A 22,356-nucleotide genomic window follows, 5' to 3' on the forward strand; every position below is an offset into this window, starting at 1 on the left:
TCTGGAGTGAACTCCAGAGTCAAGACTAATTTCTCAGACGACCCACAGTGAACGCACGATCATAAAGTGACCGGCAAAGTAGCAGGCGGCCACAATCGCGCTGTCAGCGCTGAAGCGACGACGATAGTGCGAGATAAACCAGACCGCGTTGGCGAGCAGCAGCAGACCGGCACCGACCATGATCGAGAAGCTGTAATCGGTCGGACGGAAAAAGTACTGCTCGGTCGCTATCCAGGTCATCACTACCGTCATGCCAATAAAGGTGCAGACAGGCCAGCGCAGATCCTCCAGTCGGCTCCAGATGATGCCAATCAGAGCAGCACCGATGATGAGCAGCGTCAGCGGAATCGGCCAGAAGAAGGTCATGGTCATGCTGGCGGCGAAGCAGAGCGTATAGAGCAGGTGCGACAGGAAAAACGCCCCGACGGCATAGAGCATCTGCTGACGCGGCAGTAGCGTTAACGCATCACCGACCAGTGTCGCAACCAGACCGGCCAGAATCAGATAGTCCGTGGTTTGCAGCACCGGAGCCTGCCAGGCGAGCCCGACCAGCAGCAGCAGCGTGACGGGCTTAAACAGCCAGCGTTGCCATTGTGGGCCGCGATAGGTGGCATCGACATAGAGCCAGCCGGAGAAAAGTACAGCGAGGAAAGACCAGAGCATTGTTTCTCCCTTTTTTTACTCAAAATGGTGAAAGATCCCAAAATATCCCTTCCAGTTTAGGTTAAGCCTCTGAGATGTGACAATCAGGCAACTCTGGTTGTATGCTTTCCCGCCTGATTTAACAGGCATGAGAGCGCTATGAGCAAACCACCGTTAATCTTTATCATCGTTCTGGCGATTATTGCCGTGCTGGCGAGTCGTCAGTTTATTAAGCAACGGCGTGAGGCTGCGGTGAATGATGCCTCCCCCACGCGTGCTCTGCAGGCTGAAGTCAAAACTAAGCGTGAATTCCCTTCGCCTAATCGTCGTTCACGGCAGCGTGAAGTCATCGCCGGGGAAGAGATGCGGTATGAGGTGCTGTTTCATCCGCTGAACGGTGACAGCGACATCAAAGTGCAGCTTAAAGAGGGGGAGTATCATCAGCTGGATAAAGGCGCGAGAGGAGAGCTGAAGATGCAGGGCACGCGCTTTATCAGCTTCACGCCCGTGCAGTAAGGCGGGCATTGCGCCCGCCCGACACTACTTTTTGCGTGGGAAGTTTTTCTTCTGCCAGGCGACCAGTTCAAACACGCCAAACAGAAACACTTTCGCCTGGGTGACGCGGTCAATCGGCGGTGCATCTTTGGTCTGCGTCGTGCGCAGTAATACCAGTTGCAGACCATGCATCAGGATCATGAAGATCAGTGCAACGTTGATAAAATAAGTCAGTGGCTTCGGGTAGGGATGGACCAGATTAGCCAGTAAAAATCCCCACACGCATAGCATCAACAGACGCCCCAAATTAAGTAACATCCTGCGTCTCCTGTTGACGTTGATACAAACGATAAGCCACTTGTCCGGCTATTTTCTCGCGATAAAGATCCCACTCTGGCGGCACCGTTGGTGCGCCATTTTCCACTTCACTTTCGACGTAAATCAGCGCCTGATCGGCCAGCCAGTTATTCTGCTCCAGCAACTGTAGCGTCTGCTCCAGCAATCCCTGACGAAACGGGGGATCGATAAACACCACATCAAAGGGTGTACCCGCCTGTGCCAGCCAGTTTAGCGCATTGGTCTGAACCACAGTGCCATTCGTGGCGCGCAGCGTCTGCAGATTTTTTGTTAACTGCTGTGCCACCGGACGTTCCAGCTCCAGCAGCGTCGCCGATCCCGCGTAACGCGACAGCGCTTCCAGGCCTAATGCGCCGCTACCGGCAAAGCAATCAAGGCAGCGCGCCTCTGGCAGCACCGGGGCGAGCCAGTTAAACAGCGTCTCGCGAACCCGATCGGTGGTCGGGCGCAGTCCGGCACTGTCCGGCACCGGCAATTTGCGTCCGCGCCACTGACCGCCAATGATGCGAATCTGCCCGGTACCGCCTGTATTGCGGGGGTTTTTATTCATCTTGCTCACAACTCGTCATAATTTGTTGCGTAGTTTAACGGGCGAATCGGTGAGAAGAAACGTTAAAAAAGGGTGCTGTGGTGAGCTGGCTGGAAAGTGTTAGACTACTGAGTTGCTGAAGTCATGCATTATTCTGCGGTTTACGCCGGTCTGGCGCTGACCAATTTCATTGATTTACCCCTGGAAACCACGCGCGACCGGGACAAAGCCATCGAGGAGTGTCGTCACACAATGGCAAAAGAGAAAAAACGTGGCTTTTTTTCCTGGCTGGGATTTGGCAAAGAGGAAGAGAAACAACCTGCAGCAGAGGAGCAGACACCAGAGGTCGCTCAGCCCGAACAGCAGCAGACAGAACAGGAAGCCCCGGCATTAAGCCAGGCTGAAGCACAAGCGGAAGAGACTGTCGTCATCACCGAAACGGTGGCCGGACAGCAGCGTGAGGCGGAAGTCACTGCGGCAGCGCCGCATGAATCAGCACCTGCGGTGCTGGATGAGGCTGAGCCGATTGAGGCCGACCCTGAAGCGCTACTGGAAGTTGCTGCACCTGAACATGACGCGACGCCGGTTATCGACGCCGACGATGTGGTTACGCCGATCGCTGATGCGGAACCCGCAGACGCGCCGTTAAGCGAAGAGGAGCTGACGGCACTGGCGCTGGGCGATGCAGAGATCGTCGAACCCCCGCACAGCGAAGCACCGTTAAACAACGAAGTGCTCACGCCACAGGTGCTGGATGACGCAGCGGTCGCTGAGACTCAGGATAGCGAAGCAGATGCGCCGCTGACCGAGGAAGAGCTGACCGCACTGGCACTGGGTGACGCCGACGTCATTGACCAGGAACCGACTGAGTCGTTATCCGATACCGTCAGCGATCTGCCGCTGGCCGCCGCACCGCTCATCGTGCAGGAGCAGGAGCGTCCCAGCAAAGAGGGCTTCTTCTCCCGCCTGAAGCGCAGCCTGGTCAAAACCCGTCAGAACCTCGGTTCCGGTTTTATCAGCCTGTTCCGTGGCAAAAAGATTGATGATGACCTGTTTGACGAGCTGGAAGAGCAGTTGCTGATTGCGGATGTGGGCGTGGATACCACGCGCCGCATCATCACCAATCTGACCCAGCAGGCAAACCGCAAGCAGTTGCGTGACGCGGAAGCGCTCTACGGTCTGCTGAAAGCAGAGATGGCCTCGATTCTGGCGAAAGTGGATGCGCCACTGGACGTTTCAGGCAAAACGCCGTTTGTCATCCTGATGGTGGGCGTCAATGGCGTGGGTAAAACCACCACCATCGGTAAGCTGGCGCGCCAGTATCAGGCCGAGGGCAAGTCCGTGATGTTAGCGGCCGGTGATACCTTCCGTGCCGCGGCGGTTGAGCAGCTGCAGGTGTGGGGCCAGCGTAATAACATTCCGGTCATTGCGCAGCATACCGGCGCAGATTCCGCTTCGGTGATCTTCGATGCCATTCAGGCCGCGAAATCACGCGGCGTTGACGTGCTGATTGCCGATACGGCGGGTCGTCTGCAGAACAAATCGCACCTGATGGAAGAGCTGAAAAAAATCACCCGCGTGATGAAAAAGCTGGATGATTCCGCGCCTCACGAAGTGATGCTGACGCTGGATGCCAGCACCGGACAGAATGCGGTCAGCCAGGCCCGACTGTTTAATGAAGCCGTCGGCCTGACCGGAATTGCGCTCACTAAGCTGGATGGCACCGCCAAAGGCGGCGTGATCTTCTCGGTGGCCGATCAGTTCGGTATCCCGATTCGCTACATCGGCGTCGGTGAAGGCATTGAAGATTTACGGCCGTTTAAGGCGGAAGATTTTATTGAGGCACTGTTTGCCCGAGAGGACTAATTAGGATGATTCGCTTTGAAGAGGTCAGTAAGGCATATCTCGGCGGACGTCAGGCGCTGCAGGGGGTAGATTTCCATCTGCGTCCCGGCGAAATGGCGTTTCTGACCGGCCACTCCGGTGCCGGTAAAAGTACCTTGCTGAAGCTGATTTGTGGCATTGAGCGCCCGAGTGCCGGAAAAATCTGGTTCAGCGGCCATGACATTTCCCGCCTGCGTAATAGTGAGGTGCCTTTCCTGCGTCGTCAGATTGGCATGATCTTCCAGGATCACCACCTGCTGATGGATCGGTCGGTTTATGACAATGTGGCGATCCCGCTGATTATTTCCGGTGCCAGCGGTGAGGATATCCGTCGTCGCGTTTCGGCGGCGCTGGATAAAGTGGGCCTGCTCGACAAAGCGAAAAGTTATCCGATTCAGCTTTCGGGCGGTGAACAGCAGCGTGTGGGCATCGCCCGTGCGGTGGTGAACAAGCCGGCCGTGCTGCTGGCCGATGAACCGACTGGTAACCTGGACGACGCGCTGTCAGAAGACATTCTGCGCCTGTTCGAAGAGTTTAACCGCGTCGGCGTCACCGTCCTGATGGCGACGCATGACAGCGGCCTGATCGCCCGACGCAACTACCGGATGATGACGCTGAATCAGGGACGTCTGCACGGAGGCCACGATGGTCAATAAACGTATTAAACGTCCGGCTGCACCGAAAGCGAAGCAGCCGTCGAAGTCGAAGAGTAAAGCGCTGAAGGGCGGCTGGCAGGAGCAGTGGCGCTATGCGCTGCGCGGCACACTTTCGGACATGTGGCGTCAGCCACTAGCGACGCTGCTGACGGTGATGGTCATCGCCATTTCGTTGACGCTGCCCAGCGTCTGCTACATGGTGTGGAAAAACGTCAGCCAGGCGGCCACGCAGTGGTACCCGGCGCCGCAGTTGACCGTTTATCTCTCCAAAACGCTGGATGATACGGCGGCAGAAAATGTGGTGGCACAGCTCAAGCAGGTTGAAGGCGTGGATAACGTCAACTACCTGACGCAGGAAGAGGCGCTAAACGAATTCCGTAACTGGTCAGGCTTTGGTGGCGCAATGGATATGCTGGAGCAGAATCCGCTGCCTGCGGTGGCCATCATCACGCCTAAGCTCAACTTCCAGAACTCAGACACCATGCAGAGCCTGCGCGATCGGGTGAGCAAAGTGCAGGGCGTGGATGAAGTGCGAATGGATGACAGCTGGTTTGCGCGGCTGGCGGCGCTGACCGGGCTGGTGGGGCAAATCGCCTCAATGATTGGCGTCCTGATGATTATAGCGGTCTTCCTGGTGATCGGTAACAGCGTCCGTCTTAGCATCTTTGCCCGGCGCGACACCATTAACGTGCAGAAGCTGATTGGTGCCACTGACGGCTTTATCCTGCGTCCGTTCCTCTACGGTGGAGCGCTGCTGGGCTTCAGTGGGGCAGTGCTGTCGCTGCTGCTGTCAGAAGTGCTGGTGCTGCGTCTGCAGTCGGTCGTCGCCAGTGTGGCAACCGTATTTGGTACCACTTTCTCGCTGGAAGGCTTTTCCTGGGATGAAGCGCTGCTGCTGCTGCTGATTGCGGCCATCATCGGCTGGGTCGCAGCCTGGCTGGCGACGGTACAACATTTACGTCGATTTACGCCGCAGTAAACGCCTGCAACATTTTTTTGTTATAATGGTCCTCTGCTACCGATGGTGGGTGCAGAGGATTTTCCCCTCTTCCCTTCCTGTCATCTGTGTGTAAAATATTCACTGCTATAATTGAACTTGTGGATAACTTTATCACTCTAAGTAGCACAGATTGCTTTCGGATCTCGCGTGACGTTGACGTAATGTATCGTCTGCGCAGGGAAATGTGCGGCAATTCCACTGAATTTGTGAGGGTTTGAATGACCAAAGAAATGCAAACTTTAGCTATTGCTCCTCTTGGCAACCTGGAGTCTTACGTCCGGGCGGCGAATACCTGGCCGATGCTTTCGGCAGAAGAGGAAAAAGCGCTGGCTGAACGGCTGCATTACCAGGGCGATCTGGAAGCAGCTAAGACGCTGATCCTGTCACACCTACGCTTTGTAGTTCATATCGCTCGTAATTACTCCGGCTATGGTCTGCCACAGGCTGACCTAGTCCAGGAAGGTAACATCGGCCTGATGAAAGCGGTGCGTCGCTTCAACCCTGAAGTGGGCGTGCGTCTGGTTTCGTTCGCCGTGCACTGGATTAAAGCGGAGATTCACGAATACGTGCTGCGTAACTGGCGTATCGTGAAAGTCGCGACCACCAAAGCACAGCGTAAGCTGTTCTTTAACCTGCGTAAAACCAAGCAGCGTCTGGGCTGGTTCAATCAGGACGAAGTCGAGATGGTTGCGCGCGAGCTGGGCGTAAGCAGCAAAGACGTGCGCGAAATGGAATCGCGTATGGCCGCGCAGGATATGACCTTTGATATGTCTGCCGACGACGAGAGCAGCGAAGGCCGTTCTATGGCACCGGTGCTGTATCTGCAGGATAAAACCTCTGACTTTGCCGACGGCATCGAAGAGGATAACTGGGATGCGCACGCGGCTGACAAGCTGAGCTATGCGATGGAAGGTCTGGATGAGCGTAGTCAGCACATCATTCGCGCCCGCTGGCTGGACGAAGACAATAAAACCACGCTGCAGGAGCTGGCCGATCAGTACGGCGTATCCGCCGAACGTGTCCGGCAGCTGGAAAAGAACGCTATGAAGAAACTGCGTATGGCGATTGAAGCGTAACGCACTTCAAGACCTTAAGGGGCGACAGATGATGTCGCCCTTTTTGTTTTCTGCGTCCGGCTAGTCTGCCGCCCGTATCCAGCCGTCACTCTGCGCCCTGAAGCCACACGCCTGCATAAACGCCGCGCGTACCTGCTGATCGTCACTGCCATCATCGGCAATCCACCAGTCCGCGATTGAACCATTCTGCCTGATCGTCTCCTCCAGCAAATACTGGCCTACCCCGCGTCGCCGGGTGACATCGCGCACCGCCAGCCGGTGAACCTTGCCGTGGATGCCGGAAATTTCCAGCTGCAAACCCGCCAGCAGGCGGTCGTTAAAACGCGCCGCGTAAAGACGATGAGACTCACTCAAACCCTGTTCCAGTTTTTCCATCTCCAGATCCGGCCAGACTTTGCCAAGATCGATGCGGTCCTGCGGCGTCAGCGCAGTCAGGCGCTGGATAGTGAGCTTCATAACAAAAACCTCTAAAAAAGGGGAAAGTGTAGCGAAAGTATACAACCAGAGGGCCACCACATTTTCATCAATAAAACAGGTCAAAAGATGGCCTGGATGCCAGGATAACAGTAGTAAACCTGGATAGCGGGCGATCAATCCAGCATAACACGCTGGCAAAGTGGTCATAAACCGGCCGTTGCATCCAGTGTATTATGCTGTTTAACCCGGTCAATTCTGAATGTGTCAGTTGATTTACAGAAGAAACTTCCTGTTTAATAACCTGAAAAATAAAGCCTTATTACTAATAAATGTCAGAAAAGTACGCTAACTCATTCATCATTAATCAGTTTTCGACTTTATCTGGCAACGCAAGCACTCACAACATACACGACAAAACAAATGGGGTAGTCAGGATGAAAATGAAAGGTCGCGCATTACTGGCGGGATGTGTAGCACTGGCGATGAGCCATGCGGCGCTGGCTGAAGATATCAAAGTGGCCATTGTCGGCGCAATGTCGGGTCCGGTGGCGCAGTACGGCGACATGCAGTTCGCCGGTGCAACGCAGGCGATTGAAGATATCAATGCCAAAGGCGGCGTTAACGGCAACAAGCTGGTGGCGGTGAAATATGACGACGCCTGTGATCCGAAACAGGCGGTTGCGGTCGCGAACAAGGTGATTAACGACGGCATCCGCTACGTCATCGGCCACCTTTGCTCTTCCTCCACCCAGCCGGCGTCTGACATCTATGAAGATGAAGGCGTGCTGATGATCACCCCGGCCGCGACCGCACCTGACCTGACTTCCCGTGGCTATAAACTGATTATGCGCACCACCGGCCTCGACTCCGATCAGGGGCCGACCGCCGCGAAATACGTAATGACCGAGCTGAAACCGCAGCGTATCGCTGTGGTGCATGACAAACAGCAGTATGGCGAAGGCCTGGCGCGCTCCGTGCAGGAGAGCCTGAAAAAGCAGGGCGCCAATATCGTAATGTTTGAAGGGATCACCGCAGGCGATAAAGATTTCTCTACGCTGGTGGCCCGCTTCAAGAAAGAGAACGTCGATTTCGTCTATTTCGGCGGTTACTACCCGGAAATGGGGCAGATCGTGCGTCAGGCGCGCGCTGCGGGTCTGAAAACTCAATTTATGGGACCAGAAGGCGTGGGTAACGCCTCGCTGTCGAACATCGCCGGTGCAGCCTCTGAAGGCATGCTGGTGACTCTGCCGAAACGCTACGACCAGGTTGAAACCAACAAACCGATTGTGGACGCGCTGAAAGCGAAGAAACTGGATCCGACCGGCCCGTTCGTCTGGACCACCTATGCAGCACTGCAGTCGCTGGCAACCGGCATGGAGCGCAGCAAGAGCGCAGAGCCGGACGCTATCGTGAAAAACCTCAAGGAAGGCGCTGCGGTCCCAACCGTGATGGGCAACCTGAACTGGGATGAGAAGGGCGATCTCAAGGGCTTTGAATTCGGCGTCTTCAAATGGCATGCCGATGGCACCTCGACCGCTGTGAAATAAACCAGGCTGTTTTGTGGTGAGCGGGAAGCCGGATAACCGGTTTCTCCTGACCAGCGACACGAACGCCTGGTGCCCGTTTGCCAGGCGTTTTTTGTACCCCGATCGCCTGCGATCGGTTAAGTAAGGGTCAAGGTATGTCCGAGCAGTTCCTCTATTTTATTCAGCAGATGTTTAATGGTGTGACCCTGGGAAGCACCTACGCGCTGATCGCCATCGGTTACACCATGGTTTACGGCATTATCGGCATGATTAACTTCGCCCACGGCGAGGTTTACATGATCGGTAGCTATGTCTCCTTTATCGTGATTGCCGCCCTGATGATGATGGGCATCGACACCACCTGGCTGATGATTGCAGCTGGCTTTGTGATGGCAGTCATTATCTCCAGCGCTTACGGCTGGAGCATTGAGCGCGTCGCCTACCGGCCTGTGCGTTCATCCAAGCGCCTGATTGCGCTGATCTCCGCCATCGGGATGTCGATATTCCTGCAAAACTACGTCAGCCTGACCCAGGGGTCACGCGACCTGGCGCTGCCGAGCCTGATCACCGGACAGTGGACGGTAGGCGAGAGCAACGGTTTTGCCGCGACCATCTCTACCATGCAGATTGTGATCTGGGTGGTGACCTTCCTGGCGATGCTGGCGCTGACCACCTTTATCCGTTACTCCCGCATGGGCCGCGCCTGTCGCGCCTGCGCAGAAGACCTGAAAATGGCCAGCCTGCTGGGGATTAACACCGACCGCGTGATCTCGCTGACCTTTGTGATCGGTGCCGCGATGGCGGCAGTGGCGGGCGTATTACTGGGCCAGTTCTACGGTTCGATTAATCCCTTCATCGGCTTTATGGCGGGCATGAAAGCCTTCACCGCTGCTGTGCTGGGTGGGATTGGCAGTATTCCGGGTGCCATGATTGGCGGCCTGGTGCTGGGGATTGCTGAAGCGCTGACTTCTGCGTATCTCAGCACGGAATATAAAGATGTGGTTTCGTTTGCCCTGCTGATTGTGGTGCTGCTGGTGATGCCGACCGGGATTCTGGGTCGTCCGGAGGTCGAAAAAGTATGAAGACCTCTTTTATCAACGCCCTGATCTCCTCCCTGATGCTGCTGGTGCTCGCCACCTTCTTTATGGGACTGCGCCTGAATCTGGACGGCACGAATCTGGTGGTGCAGAACGCCGGTAGCGTGCGCTGGAACTGGATCGCCGCAGGCTGTGCGGTGGTGTTTCTGTTCCAGCTGCTGCGTCCGATCTGGCAAAGCGGCCTGAAGAAAATCTCTGGTCCGGCGCTGGTGTTGCCTGGTCTGGATGGCTCGACGCCGAAGCAGAAGCTGGTGATGGCGGTGCTGATTATCGCCGCGGTTGCCTGGCCATTCCTGGTGTCACGCGGCACCGTCGATATCGCTACCATGACGCTGATCTACGTGATGCTGGGTCTGGGCTTAAACGTCGTCGTCGGCCTCTCTGGCCTGCTGGTACTGGGTTATGGCGGCTTCTACGCCATCGGCGCTTATACTTTTGCGCTGCTGAACCACTATTACGGTCTTGGCTTCTGGCAGTGCCTGCCGCTCTCTGGCATGGTTGCGGCGCTGTTTGGCCTGCTGCTGGGCTTCCCGGTACTGCGACTGCGCGGCGACTATCTGGCGATTGTGACGCTGGGCTTCGGTGAGATCGTACGTATTCTGCTGCTGAACAATACCGCCCTGACCGGCGGGCCAAATGGCATCAGCCAGATCCCGAAACCGACGCTGTTTGGTCTGGAGTTTGGCCGTACGCCGCGTGAAGGCGGCTGGGATACTTTCCACAACTTCTTTGGGCTGAAATACGATCCCAGCGACCGCATCATCTTTCTCTACCTGGTGGCGCTGCTGCTGGTGGTACTGACGCTGTTCGTGATCAACCGGTTGCTGCGGATGCCGCTGGGCCGCGCCTGGGAAGCGCTGCGCGAGGATGAGATTGCCTGCCGTTCGCTGGGCCTGAGTCCGACCCGCATCAAGCTGACCGCCTTTACCATCAGTGCCGCATTTGCGGGCTTTGCCGGTAGTCTGTTCGCGGCGCGTCAGGGCTTTGTCAGTCCGGAGTCCTTTACCTTTGTCGAGTCCGCCTTTGTGCTGGCGATTGTGGTACTGGGTGGGATGGGCTCGCAGTTTGCGGTGATTCTGGCCGCCATTCTGCTGGTGGTATCACGCGAGCTGATGCGCGATCTTAATGAGTACAGCATGCTGGTGCTGGGTGGCCTGATGGTGTTGATGATGATCTGGCGTCCGCAGGGATTATTACCGATGAAGCGTCCGCATCTGAAGCTCAGAGCCGCTAAAAAAGGAGAACAGGCATGATTCAGCCTTTATTAGCCGTTGAAGGCCTGATGATGCGCTTCGGCGGTCTGTTAGCCGTGAACAATGTGGCACTGGAGCTGCGTCCGCAGGAGATCGTTTCACTGATTGGCCCCAACGGTGCCGGTAAAACCACCGTGTTCAACTGCCTGACCGGCTTTTACAAGCCCACCGGCGGCACGATCAAATTGCGTGAGCAGCATCTGGAAGGGCTGCCGGGCCAGAAGATTGCGCGGATGGGCATCGTGCGCACTTTCCAGCATGTGCGCCTGTTCCGTGAGATGACGGTGATTGAGAACCTGCTGGTCGCGCAGCATCAGCATTTGAAAAGCGGCGTATTTTCCGGCCTGCTGAAAACCCCGGCGTTTCGCCGCAGTGAGAGCGAGGCGCTGGATCGTGCGGCGACCTGGCTGGAGCGGGTGGGTCTGCTGGATCTGGCAAACCGTCAGGCGGGTAATCTGGCCTATGGTCAGCAGCGTCGGCTGGAGATTGCGCGCTGCATGGTGACGCGCCCGGAGATCCTGATGCTGGATGAACCGGCAGCGGGTCTTAACCCGAAAGAGACCCATGAGCTGGACGCGCTGATTGCGGAACTGCGTGGCGAACACAAGGTGTCGGTGCTGCTGATTGAACATGATATGAAGCTGGTGATGGGTATTTCTGACCGTATTTACGTGGTTAATCAGGGAACGCCGCTGGCTAATGGAACGCCGGAGGAGATTCGTAATAATCCGGATGTCATTCGTGCCTATTTAGGAGAGGCCTGAGATGGCAAATGCGATGTTAACCATTGAGAACGTCAGCGCTCACTACGGCAAAATTCAGGCGCTGCACAACGTCAGCCTCTATATCAATCAGGGCGAAATTGTCACCCTGATTGGCGCTAACGGAGCCGGAAAAACCACGCTGCTGGGCACGCTGTGCGGCGAACCGCGCGCGACCCAGGGCACTATCACCTTTGATGGCAAAGCGATTACCGACTGGCAAACGGCGCGCATTATGCGTGAAGCAATCGCCATCGTGCCAGAGGGACGGCGGGTGTTTTCGCGCATGACGGTGGAAGAGAACCTGGCGATGGGCGGCTTTTTTGCCAGCCGCCCGGAGTATCTGACGCGGATTAAGCGCGTGTATGAACTCTTCCCGCGGCTGGAGGAGCGTAAAATCCAGCGCGCCGGAACGATGTCAGGCGGCGAACAGCAGATGCTGGCGATTGGCCGTGCGCTGATGAGCCAGCCGCGCCTGCTGCTGCTGGATGAGCCGTCGCTGGGACTGGCACCGATCATTATTCAGCAGATCTTCGACACCATTGAGCAGTTGCGCAGTGAAGGGATGACGATTTTCTTGGTGGAGCAGAATGCGAATCAGGCGCTGAAGCTGGCGGATCGGGGCTATGTGCTGGAGAACGGGCATGTCGTGCTCGAAGATAGCGGTGCAGCTCTTCTCTCCAACGAAGCCGTCCGCAGCGCGTACCTCGGCGCTTAACGTTTAGAGGCCTGGCTTACTTGCCATTTCGACACCGGGCAGTGCTCGCATTCCTCACGTACTCCAGTACGCTCCGGATGCTGTGCGCTGGCCGGTGCCGAACTGCCTGCGACGCCGACGGCCTTTAGTGTTGGTTTGAGTGGTAGTGTCGATGGCCTTTACATTTGCGCAAAAGCACGGACAAGCGCTGCTATTGCCCGAGGCCGTTGCAGCTTATGGTAATAAATTCGACGTAGTAATGATGTGTAGCCGCTCAGACTGCTGACAAAACCAAATCAGGGTGAATCTGGCCGCAACAAATAAACTCAACGCGCAGGGAACACGGTCAGAAGAGGAAAGCGTCCCGCGCCATGGACGGCGCGGGCCGAGCATGTCATGGATGACGGATTTTGCGTCTTTCCGATCTGACCGTGTTTCCTGTGCATGCTCAGTCTTACAGCAACCTGGCTAGATTTTGTCCACAAAGTAGTGCTGCTCCGCCCTTCCTCTCTTTCGCCTGTCACCCCGCTGTCATCTGCCTGTTATTAATCCGTCATTTCCTCGTGTCATGTTACTTCGCGAACCAGAAATCCGTGATTTCACGCGTATTTACCTGCACAGGAAAATTCTATGTCCGTCGTTACCTTTCGTCGTAGCCTGATGAGCGTGCTGCTCGGTCTGACGCTCAGCAGCCATGCCATGGCCGCCACTGAGATCCCCTTCTGGCACTCTATGGAAGGCGAGTTAGGCAAAGAAGTGGATTCGCTGGCACAGCGTTTTAACGAGACGCATCCCGATTACAAAATTGTTCCGACCTACAAAGGTAACTACGAGCAGAGTCTGGCGGCAGGGATTGCGGCCGTGCGCAGCGGTAAAGCGCCTGCGGTGCTGCAGGTCTATGAAGTCGGTACGGCGACCATGATGGCCTCTAAGGCGATTGTGCCAGTGCATCAGGTTTTCAAAGATGCCGGCATCCCCTTTGATGAAAAACAGTTCGTACCCACGGTGGCGGGCTACTACAGCGACAGCAAAGGTCAGCTGATCTCTCAGCCGTTTAACAGCTCGACGCCGGTGCTCTACTACAACAAGGACGCCTTCAAAAAAGCGGGTCTGAACCCGGATCAGCCACCGAAAACCTGGCAGGAGCTGGCGACCGATGCCGCGGCACTGCGCAAAGCGGGCATGAGCTGTGGTTACGCCAGCGGCTGGCAGGGCTGGATCCAGATCGAAAACTTCAGTGCCTGGCATGCTCTGCCGGTGGCGACGGAGAACAACGGATTTGACGGCCTCGACGCGGTGCTGGAGTTCAACAAGCCGGTGCAGGTTCGTCATATCGACCTGCTGGAAGCGATGAATAAGAAAGGTGACTTCACCTACTTTGGCCGCAAAGATGAGTCCACCGCCAAGTTCTACAACGGCGACTGCGGTATCACCACCGCTTCATCCGGTTCGCTGGCCGATATCCGTCATTACGCTAAATTCAACTTCGGCGTCGGCATGATGCCGTATGACGACACCGTACCGAATGCGCCGCAGAACGCCCTGATTGGTGGTGCGAGCCTGTGGGTGATGAAAGGCAAAGATGCGGCAACCTATAAAGGCGTGGCCGAGTTTATGCAGTTCCTGTCTAAACCGGAAATCGCCGCGGAATGGCATCAGAAAACCGGCTATCTGCCGATCACCACCGCCGCCTACGAGCTGACGAAACAGCAGGGCTTCTACGACAAAAATCCGGGAGCAGATATCGCGACCCGCCAGATGATGAACAAGCCGCCACTGCCGTTCACCAAAGGGATGCGTCTGGGCAACATGCCGCAGATTCGTACCGTGATCGACGAGGAGCTGGAAAGCGTCTGGACCGGTAAACAGTCACCGCAAAGCGCGCTGGATAACGCAGTGAAACGCGGCAACGAGCTGCTGCGCCGCTTCCAGCAGCAAATGAAGTAATCTCTCCCCTGGCCAGCCCAGGCTGGCCCCTCTTTTCTGACGTCAGGTACGCCATGTCTTCATCCCGTCCGGTCTTTCGCACCAGCCTGTTGCCTTATCTTCTGGTGCTGCCGCAACTGCTGATTACCGCCATCTTCTTTCTCTGGCCTGCCGGTGAAGCGCTGTGGTACTCGCTGCAAAGTCTCGATCCCTTTGGCATCTCCAGCAGCTTTGTTGGGCTGGAGAACTTCAGACGCCTGTTTGCCGATCCCTACTATCTGGATTCGTTCTGGACCACAATCAAATTCAGCAGCATGGTCACGGTCTTCGGCATGGTGTTTTCGCTGCTGCTGGCGGCGCTGGTGGATTATGTGGTGCGACTGCGCCGCCTCTATCAGACCCTACTGCTGCTGCCCTACGCCGTTGCCCCGGTGGTGGCCGCGGTGCTCTGGATGTTTCTGTTTAACCCCGGTCTGGGCCTGTTCAGCTATCTGCTGAACCACATCGGCTACAACTGGAACTATGCGCAGAACAGCGGTCAGGCGATGTTCCTGATTGTGCTGGCGTCGATCTGGCAGCAGATGAGCTACAACTTCCTGTTCTTCTTCGCCGCACTGCAATCAATCCCCAAATCGCTGGTGGAAGCCGCCGCCATCGACGGTGCCGGGCCGGTGCGTCGCTTCTTCAACCTTTCTCTGCCGCTGATTACGCCGGTCAGCTTCTTTCTGCTGGTGGTGAACCTGATCTACGCCTTCTTCGATACCTTCCCGGTGATCGATGCCGCAACCGGTGGCGGGCCGGTGCAGGCCACCACCACGCTGATCTATAAAATCTATCGCGAAGGATTTACCGGTCTGGATCTCTCCTCATCCGCGGCGCAGTCGGTGGTGCTGATGCTGCTGGTCATCGGGCTGACGGTGCTCCAGTTCCGCTTTGTTGAACGTAAGGTGCAATACCAATGATTGAGAATCGACGCGGACTGGATCTCTTCAGCCACATCGTACTGGTGCTGGGCGTGCTTACCATCCTGTTTCCGCTCTATGTTGCCTTTGTGGCGGCGACGCTGGATAACGAGGCGGTCTATCAGGTGCCAATGACGCTGGTACCGGGCACGCATCTGTGGGAGAACATCTCGCGCATCTGGACGCACGGCGTTAACGGCAGCGGACCGGCGTTTGGCCTGATGTTGCTCAACAGCATGATCATGGCGCTGGGCATTACCTTCGGCAAAATCACGGTGTCGATGCTGTCGGCGTTTGCCCTGGTCTGGTTTCGCTTTCCGCTACGCACGCTCTTTTTCTGGCTGATCTTCATCACGCTGATGCTGCCGGTTGAGGTGCGTATCTTCCCCACGGTGCAGGTGATTGCCGACCTTAATCTGCTCGACAGCTACAGCGGCTTAACCCTGCCGCTGATGGCCTCAGCGACCGCCACTTTTCTGTTTCGTCAGTTCTTTATGTCACTGCCGGATGAACTGGTGGAAGCGGCGCGCATCGACGGTGCCAGTGCGATGCGCTTCTTCATCGACATTGTTCTGCCGCTGTCGAAAACCAATCTGGCGGCGCTGTTCGTGATCACCTTTATCTACGGCTGGAACCAGTATCTCTGGCCGCTGCTGATCATCAATGACGCCAGCCTCGGCACCGCGGTGGCGGGGATCAAAAGCATGATCTCCTCCAGCGGATCGCCAACCCAGTGGAACGAAGTGATGGCGGCAATGTTATTAACCCTGATCCCACCGCTGGCGGTGGTGTTAGTCATGCAGCGTGCCTTTGTGCGCGGTCTGGTTGAGAGTGAGAAATAAGATGGCAGGCGTAACCCTTCAGGCAGTAACCAAATCCTACGATGGCAAAAATCAGATCATTCAGCCGCTGAACGTCACCATCAATGACGGCGAGTTTATGGTGATGGTCGGGCCATCTGGCTGCGGTAAATCGACCCTGCTGCGCATGGTGGCCGGACTGGAGCGCGTTACCTCCGGCGATATCTATATCGACAATCGGCGCGTCACCCAGGAAGAGCCGAAAGATCGCGGCATTGCGATGGTGTTTCAGAACTACGCGCTCTATCCCCATATGTCGGTGGAGGAGAACATGGCCTATGGCCTGAAAATCCGTGGGATGGGCAAAGAGCAAATCCGCCAGCGGGTGCTCGACGCGGCGCGCAGCCTGGAGCTGGATCACCTGCTGATGCGCCGGCCTCGCGAGCTTTCGGGCGGACAGCGCCAGCGCGTGGCGATGGGGCGCGCCATCGTGCGTGAACCGGCGGTGTTTCTGTTCGATGAGCCGCTGTCGAATCTCGACGCCCGCCTGCGAGTGCAGATGCGGCTGGAGCTGCAGCAGCTGCATCGCCGCTTACAGACCACCAGCCTCTATGTGACGCACGATCAGGTTGAGGCGATGACGCTGGCGCAGCGGGTGATGGTGATGAATAAAGGTGTCGTCGAGCAGATCGGCACGCCGGTCGACGTGTATGAACGTCCCGCCAGCCAGTTTGTCGCCTCGTTTATCGGCGCGCCCGCGATGAATCTGCTGAAAGGGCAGATCAGCAGCGATGGTTCGCGCTTTAATCTCGATGCCTCGCATGCACTGCCGCTCAGTGACAGTAAACCGAAATGGGCTAACCAGCCGGTGGTGCTGGGTATCCGGCCAGAGCATATCCGGCAAAGCAGCCGTGAGCAGGGCGGCGTACCGCTACGCGTCGATACGCTGGAGATGCTGGGCGCCGATAATCTGGCACATGGTCGCATCGGGGACACGCCACTGGTGGTACGCTTAGCCCACAGCGAACGGCCGCAGCCAGGCAGTACGCTGTGGCTGCATCTGCCGTCAGATGCGTTACACTTCTTCGATTCAACCCATGGAAAGCGTCTGGAATGAGCACACAACACTGGCCCTATCCCCGCATCGTTGCCCATCGCGGTGGCGGTAAACTGGCACCGGAAAACACCCTGGCGGCAATTGATGTCGGCGCAAAGTATGGTCATCAAATGATTGAGTTTGATGCCAAATTATCAATGGATGCGCAGATCTTCCTGCTGCATGACGACACGCTGGATCGCACCAGCAATGGCTGGGGCGTGGCAGGTCAGCTGCCGTGGGAGAAGCTGTCGCAGCTTGATGCGGGCAGCTGGTTTGGCAACGCATTTACCGGCGAAAAGCTGGCGCGGCTGGACGAAGTAGCGGCACGCTGTCGTCAGCATCAGATGATGGCGAACATCGAGATCAAACCGACCACCGGCAGCGACGCTGAAACCGGACGCGCCGTGGCGCAGGCTGCCGCGATTCTGTGGCAGGATCAGACCGCACCGCTGCTCTCGTCGTTCTCTTTTGAGGCGCTGGAAGCGGCGATGCAGGTCGAGCCGCAGTTGCCGCGTGGCCTGCTGTCGCACAGCTGGGATCCCGAGTGGCAGGAGAAAACGAGCGCGCTGGCGTGCGTCTCCATTCATCTCAATCACAAGGTCCTGACCGCTGAGCGGGTCACCGAACTGAAAGCAGGCGGACTGAAGATTCTGGTGTATACCGTGAACAGCCCGGACCGGGCGCGGGAATTGCTGAAGTGGGGCGTCGATGCCATCTGTACTGACAGCATCGACATCATTGGCCCCGATTTTCATTAGTTCTGATTCGGATTCTGGTTCTGCTGGCCCGGCTGCGTGGTAATCACCCGCTGCTGGGCGCTGTTGCGCTGCTCCTGCATTTTACGCTGCATGTCCTGCGTCTGACGCTGCTGATCCTGGCGCAGCTTCAGCTGTTGCTGCTGTTGCTGGCTCTGCATCTGCGACTGCATCCGCTGCTGACTCGGGTTATAACCCGGTTTATTCGGATCGTTGGTGCTGTTCAGCGTGTTCGCCTGACTGGCGAAAGGCAGCAGGGCGGCTAAAACAATCATCCACTTTTTCATCTTTCCTCCTTCCTTTATCGCGACAGGTTTTTTGGGTGCACAACGGCGCACACCGATATCAGGGTCGCACCCATAAGTTTACGCGATATCACAGACCTTACTTTCAGATGTATTCCTGATTTGACTTAACCCCGGTTATTTTGCTGTATTTGTAGGCACTTGCAGAAATGATAAAAAAATGTAAATAACAACATGGGATGGTGGCAGGATGAAAATGAAGCAGACAGTGCGTCAGCTTAGCTGGTCGCTGGTGATGAGTTTTACCGTGGTGGCAGGCGCGAACGCCGCGCCCACTCAGGCTCCGCCGGTCTCCTACGGTGTGGACAGTGATACTTTTCACCCGGTAAAAGCGCAGCACGGCATGGTGGCGTCGGTGGATGCGCTGGCAACCCAGGTGGGCGTGGAAATTCTGCGTCAGGGCGGGAATGCGGTGGATGCCGCGGTCGCCGTGGGCTTTGCGCTGGCCGTGACCCATCCGCAGGCGGGCAACCTGGGCGGCGGCGGCTTTATGCTGCTGCGCACGGCTTCTGGCCGCGCTACCGCTATCGATTTCCGTGAAATGGCACCGGGCCACGCGTCGCGCGACATGTTCCTGGATAAGCAGGGCAACGCCGACAGTAAGCTGTCGCTGACCTCACATCTGGCTTCCGGCACGCCGGGCACCGTTGCCGGACTGGCGCTGGCTGCGCAGAAATATGGCACCCTGCCGCTGAGCACCCTTCTGGCACCGGCGATCAAACTGGCGCGTGACGGTATTCCGGTCAACGATGCGCTGGCGGATGACCTGAAGACCTACGGCAAAGAGGTGCTGATCACCCATCCCAACAGCAAAGCGATCTTCTACAAACCGGACGGCACGCCGTGGCAGAAGGGCGATCGGCTGGTGCAGAAAAACCTGGCTCACAGCCTGCAACTGATTGCCCGCCAGGGGCCGGATGCCTTTTACAAAGGTGAAATCGCGGATGAGATCGCCGGCGAGATGGCGCAGCACGGCGGGCTGATCAGCAAAGCTGACCTGGCGGCCTATCGGGCGGTCGAGCGTCAGCCCATCAGTGGTACCTACCGCGGTTATGAAGTCTTCTCAATGCCACCGCCCTCATCCGGTGGTATCCACATCGTGCAGATTCTCAATATCCTGGAGAACTTCGATCTGGCGAAGATGGGCTTTGGCAGCGCTGACGCCATGCAGGTGATGGCGGAAGCGGAAAAATATGCCTACGCGGACCGCTCGGAATATCTCGGCGACCCCGATTTCGTGAAGGTGCCCTGGCAGGCGCTGACCAGTAAAGCCTATGCTAAAACGCTGGCGCAGCAGATTGACGTGGCAAAGGCGCGGCCTTCCAGTGAGATCAAACCGGGCAAGCTCGAACCTTACGAAAGCAACCAGACCACCCATTTCTCAGTGGTGGATAAGCAGGGCAATGCCGTTGCGGTCACCTACACGCTGAACACCTATTTCGGCAGCGGAATTGTGGCGGGCAAGAGTGGCATCCTGATGAATAATGAGATGGATGACTTCTCCGCCAAGCCGGGCACGCCCAATGTCTACGGGCTGGTGGGCGGGGAAGCGAATGCGGTGCAGCCGGCGAAACGTCCGTTGTCATCAATGTCGCCGACCATCGTCGCTAAAGGCGGCAAAACCTGGCTAGTGACCGGCAGTCCGGGCGGCAGCCGCATTATCACCACGGTGTTGCAGATGGTGGTGAACAGCATTGATTTCGGGATGAACGTGGCGGAAGCCACCAACGCACCACGCTTCCATCATCAGTGGCTGCCGGATCAGCTGCGGGTGGAGAAGGGCTTCAGCCCTGATACATTGCGTCTGCTGGAAGCTAAAGGCCAGCATGTGAAAGTGCTGCCGTCGATGGGCAGTACGCAGAGCATCATGATTGGGCCGGATGGCATGCTGTATGGTGCTTCGGATCCGCGCAGCATTGATGATTTGAGTGCGGGTTACTGATATCTGAGAACAAAGTGGCGGCTGGATTTAGCCTGCTCAGGGAACACGGTCAGATCGGAAAGACGCAAAAGCATCACCCCCTGTATGCCGCTAATGAGCATACAGTGGGTGATGTGCAATTCTTTAAACGAGCCAGAAAGTCAGGCCTATAACCAGAACGGCAAAGACGGCTGTTGAGCTCCATGCAAAGGCTGGCCAGAAGGTGACGGCCAGCATGCCGAATCCGATAATAAGCGCTGCCGGGATTAGGGTGGCCGCGAAATAGCGGAGCTGCCGGTGCAGCCATTTGATAAAATAATTATTCATCTAAGAACTCGCATGATGGCGTTGGCGATTTCGTCCTCTGAAGACAAAGTAGAAATCAGATGTACATTCTGATTGATTACCGGCTCAATGATGAAATAAAGCATTTCTAACTTTTCAGCGTAAAGCGCGCTGTAATAAATAGGGCTGAGCTGTAAGAGCCTGTGTGCAGCCTCTGCCGCTTCCTGAACATAGCCGTAATAGCTTGCAAGAGTGACTGATACAGCAGAGATTTTGGCAAGTTTGGTATCTACGGATATTTTCATCCCGAAGCTAAAACCCAGAGCGGCGGCGATAGCAGAACTAAGTCCCTGATTGGTCAGCGAGGATGACGCGATAGTCGCCCCTTTTTTTATCAGAGCCTGCTGAATTCTGCGTGTGCTTTCAGAGGAGCGGGTACTCAGAAGGTGCTCAACGTAGATCTGAAACATTCTTTTGATGACATCATGGCGCTTTACCAACTGAACCAGTGCTTCCATAAAACGCACGTCTTCACTTTTCTGTGCTGCACATACGTCCTGGTAATTGTCGGTAAAACATGAGCTGTAAAAAGCCAGACGTGTGACACCCATGTTTACATGCCGGGCCTGATCCAGAACGGCATCTTTTACGCCGGCCAGTGCCTTATCAAGGCGTACTCCCAGCAGACTGTCAGCCTGCATTTTTGTAATAACTGTATGATTGTCAGTCATAAATAATCATCCTCTCTCTCACTACCCCGGTTCCGTTTTTTTGTAATCTGCAGCCAGGTCTGCAGTGCCCTCAAATTTCAGTACTACTGATCGTTCCAGAACTCTGAGCAAAGCACTTTATGCCGGTATATAAATCAGCGCGACTGCGCATCACCTGCATCCGGAATAATTTCCAGCTTATCAAAAACATTTTGCAAGACGTAAGCCATAGCTGGTGATCAGTGCAGCGTAATCCTCACAAACATCGCATGACGGGCGTGCCAGGCGTAGTGAGGTCAACGCATTGCATTGTTCAAAAACGCTCCGGGCGTTGTTTTCCGGGCGGCGGGACGCTTTCCTCTTCTGACCGTATTCCCTGCGCGTCAGGCTAATACGTTGCTACCCGATTCACCGTACTTTGAATTTGTCATTAATCTGAAGGGCACTTCGGTGCCCTTTCTGCTTCCACACGTCAGGCTTTAACCCGCGCCATATAATGCGCGTCGATGAGTTCACCGTGCCGTATGGCGAAACCTCTGGCCGTTCCCTCAATCTCAAAACCGAAACGCTGATACAGGGCGATAGCCGGGCCATTATCGACGAACACCGTCAGCTCCATCCGGCTCACCTGTAGCCAGTTGTCGCACAACGAGACCATTTCTCGCATGAGTGCAGTGCCGACGCCTCGCTGCCGGTAGCGTTCATCCACGCCCATCCCCAAAGAGGCGACGTGACGGCGTCTGGGGCGCTCCTCCACATGCAATGCGCACTGGCCAACAACCTCTTTGTCGATGCAGGCTACCAGCAGATGTGAATGAGGCTGTGGCGAAGCGAGTCGGGTCTGCCACATCTGTAGCGATGAGTGAGGCAGATGCAGCGTGCTGGCCTGGGTATCTGGCTGACTGTAAATCCTGTGCAGCGCGGCTGCATCTTCTGGCATGACGTGGCGGACAACTATTTCACTCATGATCGCTCCTTTCTCCCATAAAAACCTTTTAAACATCAAGGTATTCAGATCATTAATCAAGCTAAAAAAAGTGAAAATGACTTTACAGACGCGAATGATAATGATTATTATTGCCATGCGTTTCCGGGAGGTCGCCCGACAGCCTGGAAAAGCACGACATTGCTCACATTGCTTCCAGTATTATTTCGCCAGCTTAGATGCTGGCTTTTTTTTGCCTGCTCTCCTTCAATGCTTTT

General features: G+C 56.2%; 24 protein-coding genes. 16 read left to right on the forward strand and 8 right to left on the reverse strand.

The genetic code is table 11. The features are described 5' to 3' along the window. Positions 1 to 33 precede the first annotated feature (33 nt). Positions 34 to 663 (reverse strand): lysoplasmalogenase, encoded by a 630-nt coding sequence (locus IV493_RS00605; RefSeq protein WP_013359353.1) that lies wholly within the window; start codon positions 661 to 663, stop codon positions 34 to 36. Positions 664 to 801: 138 nt separating this feature from the next. Here IV493_RS00605 and IV493_RS00610 point away from each other — a divergent pair, with 138 nt between their 5' ends. Next, entirely contained in the window at positions 802 to 1,158 is a 357-nt protein-coding gene (locus IV493_RS00610; RefSeq protein WP_013359352.1) for a DUF2500 domain-containing protein, read from the forward strand. A 24-nt stretch (positions 1,159 to 1,182) separates the two neighbouring features. Here the strand turns inward: IV493_RS00610 and IV493_RS00615 are convergent, their stop codons facing one another. Both IV493_RS00615 and rsmD read right to left on the reverse strand, forming a co-directional pair. Next, a complete protein-coding gene (locus tag IV493_RS00615; protein WP_003852192.1) occupies positions 1,183 to 1,455 on the reverse strand; it encodes a DUF1145 family protein in 273 nt (90 codons plus the stop codon). Next, positions 1,445 to 2,044, reverse strand: coding sequence for a 16S rRNA (guanine(966)-N(2))-methyltransferase (gene rsmD / locus IV493_RS00620; protein ID WP_195857608.1), 600 nt, complete (start codon positions 2,042 to 2,044; stop codon positions 1,445 to 1,447). The genes IV493_RS00615 and rsmD overlap by 11 nt, the downstream gene beginning before the upstream one ends. A 231-nt stretch (positions 2,045 to 2,275) precedes the next feature. Between rsmD and ftsY the strand changes: the two genes are divergently transcribed. The 4 genes from ftsY (at position 2,276) to rpoH (ending at position 6,639) form a co-directional block, all read left to right on the forward strand. Continuing rightward, entirely contained in the window at positions 2,276 to 3,889 is a 1,614-nt protein-coding gene (ftsY, locus tag IV493_RS00625) for a signal recognition particle-docking protein FtsY (RefSeq protein ID WP_195858140.1), read from the forward strand. 5 nt (positions 3,890 to 3,894) lie between these two features. Continuing rightward, positions 3,895 to 4,563, forward strand: coding sequence for a cell division ATP-binding protein FtsE (gene ftsE / locus IV493_RS00630; protein WP_013359348.1), 669 nt, complete (start codon positions 3,895 to 3,897; stop codon positions 4,561 to 4,563). Beyond that, positions 4,553 to 5,542, forward strand: coding sequence for a permease-like cell division protein FtsX (gene ftsX / locus IV493_RS00635; RefSeq protein WP_195857609.1), 990 nt, complete (start codon positions 4,553 to 4,555; stop codon positions 5,540 to 5,542). Before ftsE ends, ftsX begins: the two co-directional genes overlap by 11 nt. Positions 5,543 to 5,781: 239 nt before the next feature. Beyond that, positions 5,782 to 6,639 carry an RNA polymerase sigma factor RpoH gene (gene rpoH, locus IV493_RS00640; RefSeq protein ID WP_003852201.1) on the forward strand — a complete coding sequence of 286 codons (858 nt, stop codon included), beginning with the start codon at positions 5,782 to 5,784 and terminating at the stop codon, positions 6,637 to 6,639. Positions 6,640 to 6,699: 60 nt separating this feature from the next. On the opposite strand, the gene panM is transcribed toward rpoH, so the two are convergent. Further along, positions 6,700 to 7,095 (reverse strand): aspartate 1-decarboxylase autocleavage activator PanM, encoded by a 396-nt coding sequence (gene panM / locus IV493_RS00645; protein ID WP_013359346.1) that lies wholly within the window; start codon positions 7,093 to 7,095, stop codon positions 6,700 to 6,702. 395 nt (positions 7,096 to 7,490) lie between these two features. Here panM and IV493_RS00650 point away from each other — a divergent pair, with 395 nt between their 5' ends. The 10 genes from IV493_RS00650 to ugpQ all read left to right on the forward strand — a co-directional run bounded on the left by IV493_RS00650 (position 7,491) and on the right by ugpQ (position 17,935). Further along, on the forward strand, positions 7,491 to 8,603 hold the full coding sequence (locus IV493_RS00650) for a branched-chain amino acid ABC transporter substrate-binding protein (protein ID WP_013359345.1): 1,113 nt from the start codon (positions 7,491 to 7,493) through the stop codon (positions 8,601 to 8,603). 134 nt (positions 8,604 to 8,737) lie between these two features. Further along, a complete protein-coding gene (gene livH, locus IV493_RS00655) occupies positions 8,738 to 9,664 on the forward strand; it encodes a high-affinity branched-chain amino acid ABC transporter permease LivH (RefSeq protein WP_009087789.1) in 927 nt (308 codons plus the stop codon). Next, positions 9,661 to 10,932 (forward strand): high-affinity branched-chain amino acid ABC transporter permease LivM, encoded by a 1,272-nt coding sequence (locus IV493_RS00660; protein WP_033784204.1) that lies wholly within the window; start codon positions 9,661 to 9,663, stop codon positions 10,930 to 10,932. The genes livH and IV493_RS00660 overlap by 4 nt, the downstream gene beginning before the upstream one ends. Next, the gene (livG, locus tag IV493_RS00665; protein ID WP_013359342.1) at positions 10,929 to 11,696 is read left to right on the forward strand and encodes a high-affinity branched-chain amino acid ABC transporter ATP-binding protein LivG; all 768 of its coding nucleotides are present in this window, start codon (positions 10,929 to 10,931) and stop codon (positions 11,694 to 11,696) included. The genes IV493_RS00660 and livG overlap by 4 nt, the downstream gene beginning before the upstream one ends. Before the next feature lies 1 nt (position 11,697). Then, positions 11,698 to 12,411 carry a high-affinity branched-chain amino acid ABC transporter ATP-binding protein LivF gene (gene livF, locus IV493_RS00670; RefSeq protein ID WP_013359341.1) on the forward strand — a complete coding sequence of 238 codons (714 nt, stop codon included), beginning with the start codon at positions 11,698 to 11,700 and terminating at the stop codon, positions 12,409 to 12,411. A 609-nt stretch (positions 12,412 to 13,020) separates the two neighbouring features. Continuing rightward, positions 13,021 to 14,337 (forward strand): sn-glycerol-3-phosphate ABC transporter substrate-binding protein UgpB, encoded by a 1,317-nt coding sequence (gene ugpB, locus IV493_RS00675; protein WP_195857610.1) that lies wholly within the window; start codon positions 13,021 to 13,023, stop codon positions 14,335 to 14,337. 53 nt (positions 14,338 to 14,390) lie between these two features. Next, the gene (ugpA, locus tag IV493_RS00680) at positions 14,391 to 15,278 is read left to right on the forward strand and encodes a sn-glycerol-3-phosphate ABC transporter permease UgpA (RefSeq protein ID WP_013359339.1); all 888 of its coding nucleotides are present in this window, start codon (positions 14,391 to 14,393) and stop codon (positions 15,276 to 15,278) included. Next, positions 15,275 to 16,120 carry a sn-glycerol-3-phosphate ABC transporter permease UgpE gene (gene ugpE / locus IV493_RS00685; RefSeq protein ID WP_013359338.1) on the forward strand — a complete coding sequence of 282 codons (846 nt, stop codon included), beginning with the start codon at positions 15,275 to 15,277 and terminating at the stop codon, positions 16,118 to 16,120. Before ugpA ends, ugpE begins: the two co-directional genes overlap by 4 nt. Before the next feature lies 1 nt (position 16,121). Continuing rightward, on the forward strand, positions 16,122 to 17,195 hold the full coding sequence (locus tag IV493_RS00690; protein ID WP_013359337.1) for a sn-glycerol-3-phosphate import ATP-binding protein UgpC: 1,074 nt from the start codon (positions 16,122 to 16,124) through the stop codon (positions 17,193 to 17,195). Beyond that, positions 17,192 to 17,935 carry a glycerophosphodiester phosphodiesterase gene (gene ugpQ, locus IV493_RS00695; RefSeq protein WP_013359336.1) on the forward strand — a complete coding sequence of 248 codons (744 nt, stop codon included), beginning with the start codon at positions 17,192 to 17,194 and terminating at the stop codon, positions 17,933 to 17,935. Before IV493_RS00690 ends, ugpQ begins: the two co-directional genes overlap by 4 nt. Here the strand turns inward: ugpQ and IV493_RS00700 are convergent. Further along, positions 17,932 to 18,219 (reverse strand): DUF2756 domain-containing protein, encoded by a 288-nt coding sequence (locus IV493_RS00700; RefSeq protein ID WP_013359335.1) that lies wholly within the window; start codon positions 18,217 to 18,219, stop codon positions 17,932 to 17,934. The genes ugpQ and IV493_RS00700 overlap by 4 nt on opposite strands. 214 nt (positions 18,220 to 18,433) lie before the next feature. Here IV493_RS00700 and ggt point away from each other — a divergent pair, with 214 nt between their 5' ends. Beyond that, complete coding sequence (gene ggt / locus IV493_RS00705; RefSeq protein ID WP_370584655.1) at positions 18,434 to 20,179, forward strand: gamma-glutamyltransferase; 1,746 nt, start codon at positions 18,434 to 18,436, stop codon at positions 20,177 to 20,179. Positions 20,180 to 20,302: 123 nt separating this feature from the next. Here the strand turns inward: ggt and IV493_RS00710 are convergent, their stop codons facing one another. The 3 genes from IV493_RS00710 to IV493_RS00720 form a co-directional block, all read right to left on the reverse strand. After that, positions 20,303 to 20,485 carry a hypothetical protein gene (locus IV493_RS00710; protein ID WP_041457131.1) on the reverse strand — a complete coding sequence of 61 codons (183 nt, stop codon included), beginning with the start codon at positions 20,483 to 20,485 and terminating at the stop codon, positions 20,303 to 20,305. Beyond that, positions 20,482 to 21,174, reverse strand: a complete 693-nt coding sequence (locus IV493_RS00715) for a hypothetical protein (protein WP_013359333.1) — start codon at positions 21,172 to 21,174, stop codon at positions 20,482 to 20,484. Before IV493_RS00715 ends, IV493_RS00710 begins: the two co-directional genes overlap by 4 nt. Positions 21,175 to 21,625: 451 nt before the next feature. Further along, the gene (locus IV493_RS00720) at positions 21,626 to 22,120 is read right to left on the reverse strand and encodes a GNAT family N-acetyltransferase (protein WP_013359332.1); all 495 of its coding nucleotides are present in this window, start codon (positions 22,118 to 22,120) and stop codon (positions 21,626 to 21,628) included. Between the last annotated feature and the right edge of the window lie 236 nt (positions 22,121 to 22,356).

Source organism: Pantoea sp. SM3640 (genome assembly GCF_015654165.1).
GTDB lineage: Bacteria > Pseudomonadota > Gammaproteobacteria > Enterobacterales > Enterobacteriaceae > Pantoea > Pantoea vagans.

What these genes read in the sequence shown, in the direction of transcription:
- IV493_RS00605 (WP_013359353.1), bottom strand. Translation starts at nt 663, where the DNA reads ATGCTCTGGTCTTTCCTCGCTGTACTTTTCTCCGGCTGGCTCTATGTC.
- IV493_RS00610 (WP_013359352.1), top strand. Translation starts at nt 802, where the DNA reads ATGAGCAAACCACCGTTAATCTTTATCATCGTTCTGGCGATTATTGCC.
- IV493_RS00615 (WP_003852192.1), bottom strand. Translation starts at nt 1,455, where the DNA reads ATGTTACTTAATTTGGGGCGTCTGTTGATGCTATGCGTGTGGGGATTT.
- rsmD (WP_195857608.1), bottom strand. Translation starts at nt 2,044, where the DNA reads ATGAATAAAAACCCCCGCAATACAGGCGGTACCGGGCAGATTCGCATC.
- ftsY (WP_195858140.1), top strand. Translation starts at nt 2,276, where the DNA reads ATGGCAAAAGAGAAAAAACGTGGCTTTTTTTCCTGGCTGGGATTTGGC.
- ftsE (WP_013359348.1), top strand. Translation starts at nt 3,895, where the DNA reads ATGATTCGCTTTGAAGAGGTCAGTAAGGCATATCTCGGCGGACGTCAG.
- ftsX (WP_195857609.1), top strand. Translation starts at nt 4,553, where the DNA reads ATGGTCAATAAACGTATTAAACGTCCGGCTGCACCGAAAGCGAAGCAG.
- rpoH (WP_003852201.1), top strand. Translation starts at nt 5,782, where the DNA reads ATGACCAAAGAAATGCAAACTTTAGCTATTGCTCCTCTTGGCAACCTG.
- panM (WP_013359346.1), bottom strand. Translation starts at nt 7,095, where the DNA reads ATGAAGCTCACTATCCAGCGCCTGACTGCGCTGACGCCGCAGGACCGC.
- IV493_RS00650 (WP_013359345.1), top strand. Translation starts at nt 7,491, where the DNA reads ATGAAAATGAAAGGTCGCGCATTACTGGCGGGATGTGTAGCACTGGCG.
- livH (WP_009087789.1), top strand. Translation starts at nt 8,738, where the DNA reads ATGTCCGAGCAGTTCCTCTATTTTATTCAGCAGATGTTTAATGGTGTG.
- IV493_RS00660 (WP_033784204.1), top strand. Translation starts at nt 9,661, where the DNA reads ATGAAGACCTCTTTTATCAACGCCCTGATCTCCTCCCTGATGCTGCTG.
- livG (WP_013359342.1), top strand. Translation starts at nt 10,929, where the DNA reads ATGATTCAGCCTTTATTAGCCGTTGAAGGCCTGATGATGCGCTTCGGC.
- livF (WP_013359341.1), top strand. Translation starts at nt 11,698, where the DNA reads ATGGCAAATGCGATGTTAACCATTGAGAACGTCAGCGCTCACTACGGC.
- ugpB (WP_195857610.1), top strand. Translation starts at nt 13,021, where the DNA reads ATGTCCGTCGTTACCTTTCGTCGTAGCCTGATGAGCGTGCTGCTCGGT.
- ugpA (WP_013359339.1), top strand. Translation starts at nt 14,391, where the DNA reads ATGTCTTCATCCCGTCCGGTCTTTCGCACCAGCCTGTTGCCTTATCTT.
- ugpE (WP_013359338.1), top strand. Translation starts at nt 15,275, where the DNA reads ATGATTGAGAATCGACGCGGACTGGATCTCTTCAGCCACATCGTACTG.
- IV493_RS00690 (WP_013359337.1), top strand. Translation starts at nt 16,122, where the DNA reads ATGGCAGGCGTAACCCTTCAGGCAGTAACCAAATCCTACGATGGCAAA.
- ugpQ (WP_013359336.1), top strand. Translation starts at nt 17,192, where the DNA reads ATGAGCACACAACACTGGCCCTATCCCCGCATCGTTGCCCATCGCGGT.
- IV493_RS00700 (WP_013359335.1), bottom strand. Translation starts at nt 18,219, where the DNA reads ATGAAAAAGTGGATGATTGTTTTAGCCGCCCTGCTGCCTTTCGCCAGT.
- ggt (WP_370584655.1), top strand. Translation starts at nt 18,434, where the DNA reads ATGAAGCAGACAGTGCGTCAGCTTAGCTGGTCGCTGGTGATGAGTTTT.
- IV493_RS00710 (WP_041457131.1), bottom strand. Translation starts at nt 20,485, where the DNA reads ATGAATAATTATTTTATCAAATGGCTGCACCGGCAGCTCCGCTATTTC.
- IV493_RS00715 (WP_013359333.1), bottom strand. Translation starts at nt 21,174, where the DNA reads ATGACTGACAATCATACAGTTATTACAAAAATGCAGGCTGACAGTCTG.
- IV493_RS00720 (WP_013359332.1), bottom strand. Translation starts at nt 22,120, where the DNA reads ATGAGTGAAATAGTTGTCCGCCACGTCATGCCAGAAGATGCAGCCGCG.